This is a genomic window from Tepidiforma sp. (assembly GCF_034432735.1).
In the GTDB taxonomy this organism is placed as follows: domain Bacteria; phylum Chloroflexota; class Dehalococcoidia; order Tepidiformales; family Tepidiformaceae; genus Tepidiforma.
This window is the reverse complement of the sequence record NZ_DAOUBJ010000055.1, coordinates 1-11,806: the sequence shown is the minus strand read 5'-3', so window position 1 is coordinate 11,806 and position 11,806 is coordinate 1. Positions and strand designations below refer to the sequence as shown.

The 11,806-nt window shown below is 66.6% G+C and carries 12 protein-coding genes and 1 pseudogene; 7 read left to right on the top strand and 6 right to left on the bottom strand.

From position 1 onward, the window contains the following. The 5 genes from VAE53_RS05805 to VAE53_RS05785 form a co-directional block, all read left to right on the top strand. The coding region (locus VAE53_RS05805; protein WP_322818425.1) for a hypothetical protein at positions 1–266 on the top strand (266 nt) is incomplete at its 5' end. Positions 267–361: 95 nt separating this feature from the next. After that, complete coding sequence (locus VAE53_RS05800; RefSeq protein WP_322818424.1) at positions 362–1,543, top strand: acyl-CoA dehydrogenase family protein; 1,182 nt, start codon at positions 362–364, stop codon at positions 1,541–1,543. Positions 1,544–1,611: 68 nt separating this feature from the next. Then, the gene (locus tag VAE53_RS05795; protein ID WP_322818423.1) at positions 1,612–3,012 is read left to right on the top strand and encodes a penicillin-binding transpeptidase domain-containing protein; all 1,401 of its coding nucleotides are present in this window, start codon (positions 1,612–1,614) and stop codon (positions 3,010–3,012) included. Next, positions 3,009–3,692 carry an FhaA domain-containing protein gene (locus tag VAE53_RS05790; protein WP_322818422.1) on the top strand — a complete coding sequence of 228 codons (684 nt, stop codon included), beginning with the start codon at positions 3,009–3,011 and terminating at the stop codon, positions 3,690–3,692. The genes VAE53_RS05795 and VAE53_RS05790 overlap by 4 nt, the downstream gene beginning before the upstream one ends. Beyond that, complete coding sequence (locus VAE53_RS05785; RefSeq protein WP_322818421.1) at positions 3,689–4,141, top strand: FHA domain-containing protein; 453 nt, start codon at positions 3,689–3,691, stop codon at positions 4,139–4,141. Before VAE53_RS05790 ends, VAE53_RS05785 begins: the two co-directional genes overlap by 4 nt. A gap of 4 nt (positions 4,142–4,145) precedes the next feature. Here the strand turns inward: VAE53_RS05785 and VAE53_RS05780 are convergent, their stop codons facing one another. From VAE53_RS05780 to VAE53_RS05770, 3 genes are all read right to left on the bottom strand, one after another. Further along, positions 4,146–6,695, bottom strand: coding sequence for a M1 family aminopeptidase (locus VAE53_RS05780; RefSeq protein ID WP_322818420.1), 2,550 nt, complete (start codon positions 6,693–6,695; stop codon positions 4,146–4,148). A 71-nt stretch (positions 6,696–6,766) separates the two neighbouring features. Then, on the bottom strand, positions 6,767–7,240 hold the full coding sequence (bcp, locus tag VAE53_RS05775) for a thioredoxin-dependent thiol peroxidase (protein ID WP_322818419.1): 474 nt from the start codon (positions 7,238–7,240) through the stop codon (positions 6,767–6,769). 59 nt (positions 7,241–7,299) lie between these two features. Continuing rightward, positions 7,300–8,271, bottom strand: a complete 972-nt coding sequence (locus VAE53_RS05770; RefSeq protein ID WP_322818418.1) for an ATP-dependent 6-phosphofructokinase — start codon at positions 8,269–8,271, stop codon at positions 7,300–7,302. Between the two features lie 77 nt (positions 8,272–8,348). Between VAE53_RS05770 and VAE53_RS05765 the strand changes: the two genes are divergently transcribed. Both VAE53_RS05765 and VAE53_RS05760 read left to right on the top strand, forming a co-directional pair. Continuing rightward, on the top strand, positions 8,349–9,725 hold the full coding sequence (locus tag VAE53_RS05765; RefSeq protein WP_322818417.1) for a DUF3048 domain-containing protein: 1,377 nt from the start codon (positions 8,349–8,351) through the stop codon (positions 9,723–9,725). A gap of 79 nt (positions 9,726–9,804) precedes the next feature. Then, on the top strand, positions 9,805–10,026 hold the full coding sequence (locus VAE53_RS05760) for a hypothetical protein (protein ID WP_322818416.1): 222 nt from the start codon (positions 9,805–9,807) through the stop codon (positions 10,024–10,026). Between the two features lie 79 nt (positions 10,027–10,105). On the opposite strand, the gene VAE53_RS05755 is transcribed toward VAE53_RS05760, so the two are convergent. From VAE53_RS05755 to VAE53_RS05745, 3 genes and pseudogenes are all read right to left on the bottom strand, one after another. Beyond that, a complete protein-coding gene (locus tag VAE53_RS05755) occupies positions 10,106–10,324 on the bottom strand; it encodes a helix-turn-helix domain-containing protein (RefSeq protein ID WP_322818415.1) in 219 nt (72 codons plus the stop codon). 106 nt (positions 10,325–10,430) lie between these two features. Then, positions 10,431–11,411 carry a D-2-hydroxyacid dehydrogenase gene (locus VAE53_RS05750; protein ID WP_322818414.1) on the bottom strand — a complete coding sequence of 327 codons (981 nt, stop codon included), beginning with the start codon at positions 11,409–11,411 and terminating at the stop codon, positions 10,431–10,433. Positions 11,412–11,419: 8 nt separating this feature from the next. Next, positions 11,420–11,806: pseudogene (locus VAE53_RS05745) on the bottom strand (SAM-dependent methyltransferase); the annotation flags it as partial.

The following is an 11,806-nucleotide window of genomic DNA, read 5'->3' as shown; positions in this document are numbered from 1 at the left end:
TCGAGTTCGAGCCGCTCGACCCCACCGATTCGCTCCAGGCCGCCCTCGTCCGCCGCCTCTCCGAAACCGAAGCCTGGCTCGCCATGCTTGCCCACCGCGGAGCCGACGCTCGTCTCCGCGCCTTCTCCGCCCTGCTCAGCCACGGCGAGCTCGAGGCGTTGCAAGCCGCCCGCCCGTTCACCCGCGACCAGCTCGCAATGGCCACCCTGACATCCCGAGCCAGCATCGCTCGCGCTCTTCGCTCCCTCCGTCGGGCCAGCTCCTGACCCGCGCCAAGACAGGCGCCCCGCGTTCTGGCAGAATCGCCAGGCACGTCATCCCGGCCGCACCGCTCGGCCCATACCGGAGGTTCGTTCGTCCCATGGATCTGCGCTTCGGCGAAAAAGAGGAGGCCCTCCGCGCGGAGGTCCGGAAGTTCCTCCAGGAGACCCTCGGCAGCCGCCTCGAAGAAGGCGGCGAGCAGCTCGGCTCCCGATCCGACGAAGAGTTCGAGTTCGCTCGCGAATTCAACCGTAAGCTCGCCGAGCGCGGCTGGATCGCCCCCGCTTGGCCCAAGGAATACGGCGGCCTCGGCGCCTCCGTATTCGAGCAAATGGTCTTCAACGAAGAGTTCGGCTACTGGGGCGCTCCCGACACCGGCACCCGTGGCTTCGGCGTCGGCATGATCGGCCCTACCCTCATCATCCACGGCACCGAAGAACAGAAGCGAAAATACCTCCCCAAAATCACGAGCGGTGAGCACATCTGGTGCCAGGGATATTCCGAGCCGGGCGCAGGCTCCGACCTCGCCTCCCTCCAAACCCGCGCCGTCCGCGACGGCGACGACTACATCGTCAACGGCCAGAAGATCTGGACCTCCGGAGGGCACCGCGCCAACCAGATGTTCTGCCTTGTCCGCACCGACCCGGAGGCCCCCAAACACCGCGGCATCAGCTTCCTCCTCATCGACGACATCAAGAACACCCCCGGGCTCACCATCCGCCCGCTCATCAACATGGCCAACCGCCACCACTTCAACGAAGTCTTCTTCGAAGATGTGCGCGTCCCCGCGGCCAACCTCGTCGGAGAGGAAAACCGCGGCTGGTACGTCGCCATGACCCTTCTCGATTTCGAACGCTCCGGCATCGGCACCACAGCATCCCAAAAGCGCACCCTCGAAAAGCTCGCCCGCACCCTCCGTGAAGGGCCCGCCCACCGGCGCGAACGGTATCGCACACGGCTTGCCGACCTCGTCATCGCCAACAACGTTGGTCGCTACCTCGGCTACCGTATCGGCTACATCCAGTCCAAGGGGCAGGTGCCGAACTACGAGGCTTCCGTCGTCAAAATCTTCCAGTCCGAGCTCGGCCAGCGCATTTACAACTTCGGAGTGAACATGCTGGGTCTCGGCGGCCAGCTCCGTCCGGAGGAGCCGCGCGCACCGCTTCACGGCGAACTACCCGAGTCCTATCTCATATCCGTCCCCTCGACCATCTACTCCGGAACGAACGAAATCCAGCGCAACATCATCGCCACCCGCGGTCTCGGCCTGCCGCGCGGCTGAGCAGCGCCCCTCCGGCCGCCCGAGGTGCCGAACGCGCCTCGGGCGGCCCCCGGGGTACAATCGCTTGCGTGCTGACCCCGGCGGATTTCGAGCGCCGCCTCCACGTCATCTCCGCGCTCGCCTTCGCCTTCTTTTTCGTCGTGCTCGCTGCCCTCGCATGGTGGCAAGTGCTCGATACCGGCCTTGCGAACCAAGACCGTAACCCGCGCATCCTCGCTCGCTTCTACGACACCAACCGGGGACGCATCCTCGACCGCGACGGCAACGTCATCGTCGAGACCCTGCCCGATGGCCGCCGCTACCTCCACGAGGCGTCCCTCGCCCACGTCGTCGGATACCTCGACCCGCGCTACGGATCCCAAGGAGTGGAACTCGCCTACGAAGCCGTGCTCTCCGGTCGATCCGCCAGCGGCTGGTCCGGCGCCCTTCGGCACGAATTCCTCCGTGAGCCCGTCCGCGGCGACGACGTCCGCCTCACCATCGACCCCGCCGTCCAGGCCGCCGCTCGCGAGGCACTCGGCAGCCGCAAAGGCGCGGTTGTGGCGCTCGATCCGGGCACCGGCGAAATCCTCGCCATGGTGAGCGTTCCGACCTTCGACCCTGGCGCCCTCGGGACCGTCGGCGAAGAGCTGCTCGCCGACCCCAGTGCACCACTCCTCAACCGAGCCACCCAAGGCCTCTACCCCCCAGGCTCCACCTTCAAAACGGTAACGGCGCTCGGGGCCCTCGAAGCCGGCATCGTCGCGGCCGATACCCCCGTCGATTGTCCCGGCGAAATCATCATCGACGGATTCCCGATCTCCTGTCGCAACACGCCCCAAGGGGTTGGGAAATACCCATTCAGCCACGCGTTCACCTACTCGGTGAATGCCGTCTTCGCGCAGATCGGCGTCCAACTCGGCTGGCGACGGCTCGACGACATCGCCACGCGGCTCGGATTCGGCCGGTCCATCGATTTCCCCCTCCAAACCGCCCCCTCCCAGCTCACCTCCCCCGGCGCGCCGCGCACGACCGTCCTGCTCGCCTCGACGGCATTCGGCCAGGGCCAGCTCCTTGCCACCCCCCTCCAGATGGCGCTCGTTGCTGCAATGGTCGCCAATCGGGGCGAGATTCCGGCGCCGCGCATCGCGCTCGACGCCCTTCGCGATGGCCACGCAGTGCAGACGCTCTCGAGCCCTTCCCGGCGCCGCGTCGTCGATGCCAGCACCGCCGAGACCGTCGCGGCGATGATGCAGTCGGTCGTCGCCGCCGGTCAGGCTACGGGGGTCACGATTCCCGGCGTCACCGTGGCGGGAAAGACGGGCACAGCCGAGGCCGGGGACGGTACCTCGCACGCGTGGTTCATCGCCTTTGCCCCCGTCGAATCACCTCGCGTGGCGGTAGCCGTCATCGTCGAATCCGGCGGCCAGGGTGGCACCGTCGCCGCGCCCATCGCGGGGAGGATCATTCGTGCGGCGGTGTCGCCGTGAGCGAACCTTCTTCGCTCGAACGGCTCGCCGCTCGCGCGCTCCGACTGGGGCTGCCTCGCGCCCTTCATCCCGCCACCCTCGTGCAGCAAGTGGTCGATGCCGTCCTTGCCGGCGCCCGCGGGGGCGAAGCCCCCAACCGTATCGTCGTCCGGCTCAGCCCCGCCGATTCCGGGCGGCTCGCCGCCATCGCCGAAGAGCTACGGGATGCCGTCACCGCCTCGCTCGAGGCTGCCTGCCGGGCGGCTGGCGTCCGCCCCTTCGGCCCCTGGGAGCTCACCTTCCAGCCCGCCAGCGCGACCCCGGAGGGCGACCCGGCCGTCACCGTCGACTTTCACGACCCGGCCGCCCCCGCCAGCACGACCACCACACGAGAGACCATCAGACTCCGCCGGGTCCGAGGCCTCCGACTTCGTCTCGATGGGGGGCCCTCGGTCGCGCTCACCCACACGCCATTCATCATCGGTCGCGGTCCCGAAGCCGACCTCGTCCTCGCCGATCTATCCGTTTCCCGCCGCCACGCCGAAATTCGGCTCCGCAGCGATGGCGCCCTCGAAATTCGCGACCTCGGCAGCCGCAACGGAACGTTCCTCGATGGCACGCGAATTGCCGCGGCGGTCCTCGAAATCGGCGACCGGATTACCCTCGGCCAGGTAACCATCGAACTCGAGGGCGCCGAATGAACGACTCCGTCGAGCTACTCCTCCTCAGGCTCGCCATGTTCCTCGTCATCTTCGGCACCTGTGCGGCAGTCGTCCGCTCGCTTCGCGCCGACTATCGACCGGCCCCCCGGCGAACTGCGAGAGCTGCCCCCGCCGCCCAATGGCGACTCGTCCTCGAAGCGCCCGGCGAGTCGGGGGTCCCCCGCGGCACCGCCTATCGACTCGCCGCTGCCATGGAGATCGGCCGCGATGGCGCTTCTGGCATTGTCATCGGTGACTCGTCGGTCTCCGCACGCCACGCTCGCATCGAGCGCCTGCCCGATGGCTGGCTCGTGCGCGATCTCGGCAGCACGAACGGAACCTTCGTCGAAGGACGCGCCGTACCGGAGCGCGGCCTTCGACTAGCGGGAGGTGAGCGCATCCAGCTCGGAGCGGTCGTCTTTCGCCTCGTGCCCCCGGACGGTCGGTAGCGACTCACCGCCGGGCTTCGAGCCGCTCCAACCGGTCCCGCAACTTCGCGTTCTCGTCCCGAAGCTGCTCGAACTCCTCGCGCAGCTTGCGAACCTCGTCATCCATCACCGTGCCCTTGCGCAGCGCTAATACGTTCTCGCGGGCCATCCGTATACCCCGGCCGTCCAGTTCTCGCGCGGCCATCCGCTCGAGCGCTGGCACCTGCGAGGCGTCGCCGAGCGTCTTGAGCGCATTTGCCGCCGCAATCCGGACGCGGAAGTCGCGGTCATCGAGGTAAGAGGCGATGGTTTCACCGAGCGCCTTCTTCCGCTCGGGGAAGAACTGCCCGAGCCGCGCCATCGCGCCGACAGCAGCAGGGCGGGCCTGAAACGGTTCGCCGTAACGCGCCGCCCGTTCGAAGAGGGCGAACGCCCGCTCGTCGCGGAGCTCCACCAACCCATCGATGCACCCGACCCGCACGACCTGCCGAAACGATGGTCGATCGAACTGAGCAGCGAGTAACTCGAACGACCGTGCCAATCGAAGCTTGCCAACGCTGCGGCAGGCCTCCGCTTCCACGAACCACGAGCTGTCGCGTCGAGCCAGCGGCACGAGCGCCTCGAAGATCGCCTCGTCGCCCCGGAATTCTCCCAGCGCGGCGACCACAGCGCGCCGCGCCCGGGGCTGGCGAACCTTCAGGCAACGCAGGAGCGCATCACGCGCCGCCGTCGTGCGGATGTCCCCCAACGCCTTCGCTGCCGCCGCCTGGACACCCCACCAGCGATCGCCGGTTACCGCGGCCTCGAGCGCCGCCACGGCCTCGGCACCGCCCTTCTTCCCGAGTTCGGCCGCGGCCCACGCCCTCCCGAAAATACTGTCGTCGTCGCGCAGTTGGAGCCGAAGCTCGGCTGCCGACTTCTCCCACTCCAACTCCTTCAGCAACCAGCCGTACGGATCGAATCGGCAAAGGTCCGGCTTCCAAGGCAACGGAAAGACGAAACGTTCGTCCGCCCGCGTGATCTCCACGCGGAACACCTGCGGCTTCCCGCGCCCTTTGCGGAAATCGACCGTAACCGGCAGCCGGAAGATCGGCGTCCCCTCCTTCGTGTCCTGCAGTTGCCGCACGCTCACGGTCGCGAGTCCGGTGCCGTCGTCCCAGCTCCAACTCACCTTTAGCTTCGGGTGGCCCGCCCGGTAGACCCACTGGTCGAAAAACCACTCCAGACTCCGACCGGTCTCCGCCGCAATCGTATCGACGAGGTCCTGCGTGATGACATTCTGCTCCGCGTGATCGCGGACATACCGCTGAATGCATCGGAAAAACGCCTCGTCACCCAGCTCGCCCCGCAGCATGTGCAACACCAGCGAGCCCTTCTCGTAAAGGTGCCGGTCGAAAATATCGATGGGGTCGTGGAATACGTTCGTGACGATTGGCCGCCGGTACCGCTCCTCCAGATACAGGCGCGTGTTGTCGATGACTCCTTGCCGATATCGATCGATTCCGTGGTGATGCTCGTCCCACAGCATCTCGAAGTAGGTCGCGAAGCCCTCGTTGAGCCAGCCGTGCGACCAATCCCGGCACGTTAGAAGGTCCCCGAACCACTGGTGGGCAAGCTCGTGCGAAACCAAGTCATCGCTATCGGCATCCCGCTTCGCCTTCGCGTCCAGCAAGATGTTCTCGGTCATCGTCGTCGCGCTCGTGTTCTCCATCCCGCCGAACACGAAATCCCGCACCACGACCTGGCTGTACTTCGCCCAGGGATACGGCACACCCGTTAGCCGCGCGAAAAGCTCCACCATCGCCGGCGTCCGCCCGAAGGTGCGCTCGACCGCCTCGACATCCTTCGGTTCCACGTAGTAGTCGATCGGAACCCCGTCGGCTGCGCCCTCCACGCGCGCGAACTCCCCCGCTGCGATGGTCAGCAGATATGCAGGGTGCGGCCGATCCTGGTGCCAGTGAAAGGTGCGTGTACCATCCCGATTCCTCCGATCCTGCAGGAGCCGGCCATTCGAGAGCGCGAACCACTCTCCCGGCACCGTCACGATGACCTCCGACGTGAACTTGTCGCTCGGATGGTCGAAGCACGGCAGCCAGTAGCGGGTGTCCTCGTCCTGGCACTGCGTCCACACCTGGCGTGGCTTGTCCGGATATCCCTCGTCCGGCCCGATGAAGTACATGCCGATGCGCGGAGCGGCCTCGTAGGAAATAGCGATAGTCAGCTCTTGGCCACGCTTCCGACCCGCGCCGATGTCGACGCTCAGCCGCTCCCCGTCGTACTCGAATGGCACCTCCCGTTTTCCCACCGTAACCGCCGAGATCGTCATGTCGACCGCGTCGAATGGCACGAACCGCGTCTCATCGTTCAGGGGAACAACGGTGTGCGTCACTGTTCCTCGAATACGCTTCTCCTCCACATCGAGGCGAACTTCTACCTTCACATGGAGGATGTCGACCACACGATCGCGCGGCCAGATCGGCTCGTCGCCAGGAAGCGCGTGTTGAGGTACATGCGGCTCGTCGCCCGTCAGACCGATCCGGCCGCAAGAGAGGCGTTCGCCATAGAGGAGCGACATGCGTCCGTCCGCCTTCGGTTTATTTGGCCCGCGATCCTACGCGGTAGCCAGCCTACGGGCGACCGGGTCGCTTACTCTGTATGCGCCTCGAGCCAAGCGAGCACTTCCCCGCCGTGACCCTCGGGCTTCACCTTGGGCCACACCTTCGCCACCTTGCCCTCCGGGTCGATCACCACCGTCGAGCGAATGAGCCCCTCGTACTCCTTGCCGTACATCCTCTTCGTGCCCCAGGCGCCGTACGCGCGGGCGACTTCATGGTCCGTATCGGCCAGGAGCCTAAAGGGTAGCCCGTACTTGTCCGCGAACTTCCGATGCGAAGCAGCGCTATCTCCGCTGACCCCTAAGACCACCGCCCCCTTCGCCTGCAAGGCTCCATGACTGTCCCGGAAGCTGCATGCCTCCTTGGTGCAGCCCGGTGTGTCATCCTTCGGGTAGAAATAGAGCACCACCCACCGCCCCGCAAAATCGGCAAGCGAAACGGGCTTCCCGTCCTGGTCGGGCAGCGTGAATGGCGGCGCCGGCGTGCCCGGTTCGAGCGTCCCCATCGAATATCCTCCAGCAAATCGGCCTTCTGCCTATCCTACGTGTCCGCCTCCGGAATCCGTCATCCGGCCAGCTGTTGAGCCAGCTTCAACAGCGCGGCGTTGACCGCCGGATGCTTGTTCGCTACCACCTCCCGGAGGTTCACCTCTACCGAGCGGCCACCCTGTCGTCCGATCATCACACCACTCCTTCCCGCTGCGAGCGCCTCGACGGCCATCGCTCCGCCCTCCGATGCCACGAGGCGGTCGCGCATCGTGGGCCTGCCGCCGCGCTGCGTATGTCCGAGCACCACGACCCGGTACGGTCGGTTCAGCGCCTTTCCCACGATCGGCGCCACGCCAAAAGCGCCCCCCGCATCGTCGCCCTCGGCCACGACGATGATGTGACTGCGCTTCCCCCGCGCCATCGTCTCGCGGATGCGCTGAATGACATAATCGATCTCCTCGTGCGCCTCCGGAACCACGACCCCAGCCGCACCTCCGGCAACTGCAGTGTGAAGCGCAATCGCCCCGCTCGTCCGCCCCATCACCTCCACGAAGAACATCATCCCCGTCGATTCTCCCGTATCCCGAAGCTGGTCGATTGCCAGGAGCGCCGTGTTCACCGCCGTGTCGAACCCGATCGACTCGTCCGTCCCCCACACGTCGTTGTCGATCGTTCCCGGAAGCCCGGCGACGGCCACGCCACACTCATCCTGCAGCGCCAGGGCACCACGGAAACTGCCATCCCCGCCGACCACGACGAGCCCCTCGACGCCGTCTTTCGCCATCTGGGTGGCGGCTCGCCGGCGAACCTCTGGGTCGAGAAACTCCGGGCACCGCGAGGTGCCGATGATCGTTCCCCCACGTTGGATGATGTTCCCGACCGCTCGGTCGTCTAGCTCGACAAAAGCCCCCCGGACCAATCCAGCGTAGCCATCGAGATAGCCCACCGCCTGAATCCCTAGCCGCGTAGCCGTCCGAACGGCCGCCCGGATGGCTGCATTCATGCCCGGCGCGTCGCCGCCACTCGTGAGGATGCCAATACGCTTCACAGCTCTACACTCTGCCTGCTCGCACGTGAACGCGGCAACCCCGTTGAACGCATTTCGCCCGCTGGTAGCATCCAGATATGCAGGGGGTTCGCCGGTTCGCCCGAAGCCGTGCCGGCCTCGTGGTCGTCGCGGCCGTCGTTCTCGTCGCAGCGGCCGCTGCGGTGCTCGTGGCCCTCGCCACCGGGGGCTCCTCGGCCTCCGATGCCGAGCACGCGACCCCTACCCGCGCGGCCACTCCGAGCCCGGCGGCAACCAGCAGCCCAATTGCCTCCCCCACTCCCGTTCCCAACGCGGCCCTCCTCGATGGCTCCCCGATGACCGCCGAGGAGTGGGCAGCCCGAAAGGACCTCCTGCCCCTCGCCGTCATGTTCGACAACACTCCGAACTCCGTTCCCCACCATGGCTTGGGCAGCGCCGACCTCGTCTACGAAGCCTTCGTCGAAGGCGGCATCACTCGATTCATGGCTGTCTTCTGGCGCCACGAGGCCGACCCCGTCATGGCAGTTCGCTCCGCCCGTACGCCGTTCGTTATCTGGGTCGACGAGCTGGATGCACTTTACGCTCATGCCGGCGCTGCGACGACCGACAACGAAGCCAACGCCTACGGCCAAATCCTCGAATGGGGCATCCGCGACCTCGACGCCTTCAAACCCGGGTCGAGCAGCGCCTACTATCGCGACGCCAGCCGCTACGCACCCTACAACCTCGCCACCAGCACGGCCCGCCTCCGTGCGGTCGCCGCTGACCTCGGCTACACGGGCCCCCCGACGGTCGAACCTTGGAAATTCCGCAAGCCGACCGATCCCGTCGCCGGTAGCCCGGCCGGCGGCATCCAAATCGACTTCAGCGGGCGAATGTACGGCTGGCAGCTCATCCAGTGGCGCTGGGACGAGGCCCGAAAGGCCTATGGCCGCTACCAGTTCGGGGGCCCCCAAGTCGATGGCAATACCGGAGAGCAGCTCTTCTTCACCACTGTCATCGCTATGCGCGTGAACTCCTTCGTCGTCGACGGTTCCGGGCACGTCCTCCTCGACCAAATCGGAGCCGGCCCGGTGACCGTCTTCACCGGAGGCCGAGCGATCGAAGGGACCTGGCGCAAAGCCGACCGAAAGGCGCGCACCCGCTTCTACGACCCACAAGGCAACGAGATCGCCTTCGAGCCCGGCCCCATCTTCATCGAAGTCCTCGGCCAGCAGAGCGACTTCCTCTTCACCGCGACAGCCGCCGACCTCGCCGAGCTTCCCCCGTACACGCCGCCGCCTCCATCCCAGGCTCCGGCCCCGGAGGAGGAGTCCCCAACCCCCGAGTCGTCCGGCATTCCCACACCAACGCCGACCGCGTCCACGGCCCCATCCCCATCGCCAACGGTCCCGCCGAGCGCTTCCCCCACACCCGCACCCGTGAGCCCGACACCCACGCCCGTAGCGGGTTCCAGCTCTTCGTCGAACGGGTAGCCCGTTACGCACCCCGCGCTATGATCCGCACTCGAACGACCCAGCGGGGCGACTCCGCCCCGCGTTCCCTGGAGACGTGATGGCCCCCTTCCTGCCCTTCCTCATGAGCGCCATGAGCCTCGGTGTCATCAACCTGCTCATCTTTCTCGCCTCTGCCGTCATCATCACGATCCCCGTCTTCGCAACGCGAGGACGCACGCAAGCCATCTGGGCGGCCGTCAGCGGCAGCATCCTCCTCATCGAAGCCGCTGTCCTCGTCACGCTCGTCGTGCTCACCGGCCAGGGAAAAATCTTTAGCTAAGCCTCTCCTTCCGCCCATCACACAGAACGAGCGTCCGCTGCTCGCCCGGGCGCTCGTTCGCAAGCCGGAAACAGCCCCGTCAGAGCAGCCGGCGGATAGGCTTCCGGCCCGGGCGCGGATCGTAGTTGCTCTTGAACATCTCCAGCTTGTCGCGGGCGATCAGATACTTCCCCGCGAACATCGTCGCCGGAATCTTGTTCTGCTTGATCAGCCGCCGCAAGCTCTGAGGGTGGATGGATAGCTCGCGAGCCGCCTCCACCAGGTCGTAGTAGTCGTCGAACGGGGTCACCGAAGCCATGGGGCAACCTTCATCCCGGGGGTCCGCCCAATCGCGTAACTGCTTAGGCACCTGCGATTTTGGCAGACCTCCAGGATTATTGTCTACGCCTCTAAGCAATTCCCCCTCACCCGCGAACCTCGTTCGCCAACTGCTCACCCATCCGCATTCGGCGGAGGTTGGGTAAAAAGTACCCCTCGGTCGCCCGCCGTTCGTTTCCTCGCGCGACTGCCGAATTGTGAGGCGAGACGATGACGTTCGGAAGCGTCCAGAGCGGCGAATCCGGCGGCAACGGCTCGGTGCAGAAGACATCGAGGTAAGCCCCGCCCAAATGCCCCGAGCTCAGCGCGCGGATCAGCGCCCCCTCATCGATCACCTCGCCTCGAGCCACGTTGAGCACGAACGCCCCCCGCGGGAGCGCCGCGATCACTTCACCGCTGACGAGTCCCCGCGTCTCCTCCGTCAACGGGCACGCCAGCACCAACCAATCCGTCTCTCGCGCCAGCCCTAGCAGCTCCATCGGCGGGGCCACCCGCTGGACGGGGTCGTCCTCGCGGCGCGGGCTCCGCCGGACCCCCGTGACCTCGAGTCCGAGGGCCAGAGCCAAACGAGCCACCTCCGAGCCGATCGCGCCGAGCCCCACCACGGTCATCCGCTGCCCGGCCAGATCGGGCGGCGCCTCGGCTGCGGGCACCGGTTCCCACGCCCGGCGCCGCTGCGATTCCGCCCAACGCAAAAACGGCCGCGCCAGCATCAGCATCCCTCCGATCACCGATTGGGCGATCGGCTGGGCCGTCGAACCGGACGATGTCGAGAGCCGCACCCCGCGCTCGAGGAACCGCCGGAATACCGGGTTGTCGACCCCGGCGTTGAAGGTATGCAGCCACTGAAGGTTCGCCGCACCCTGCGTCGCCGCAAAAAACGACCGTGAGTACTCGGGGTAGACATCACCCGAGAAGTACGCAAAGTCCAAGCGGGCAAGCAGTTCCGGAGGGAGCCGTTCCGTCGGATCCTCCGGTAAAACCACCAACTCCAGTTCGGGCCAGATCTCCTCGATTGCGGACCGGTAATGACGTTCGATGAAGGGCGAAACGAGCAGCGTCGGCATAGCCCGCATTATCCCCGCTCTCCCTGTTCCAGGCCTATCGCCCTCGCCACCACGACGGTCCGCCGCCCGCCGGCCGTCAGGCAGACCAGCGTGACAGGCTCACCATCGATCGCCCCGAGCATCCGTCGCAGCTCGTCCGGCTCGACAGGAAACGCCCGTCGCCGAATCACCTCCGGCCGCCAACGCCGCGCTCGCAAGAGCTCGCGCAGTCTTCTCACGCCGAAATCCACCACCTCCAGTACCTCCAACGATGCGCACAACGGATGGATCGCCGGGGTGTCTCCCGTGAGGTAAGCGACCCGTCGGTCGATCTGTCGCGCGCCGAGCACCGCCGCGAGCTGCCCGACAAGACCCGCTCGCGTCACGCACGACTCCGGGTCGAAGAGGTATCGCCC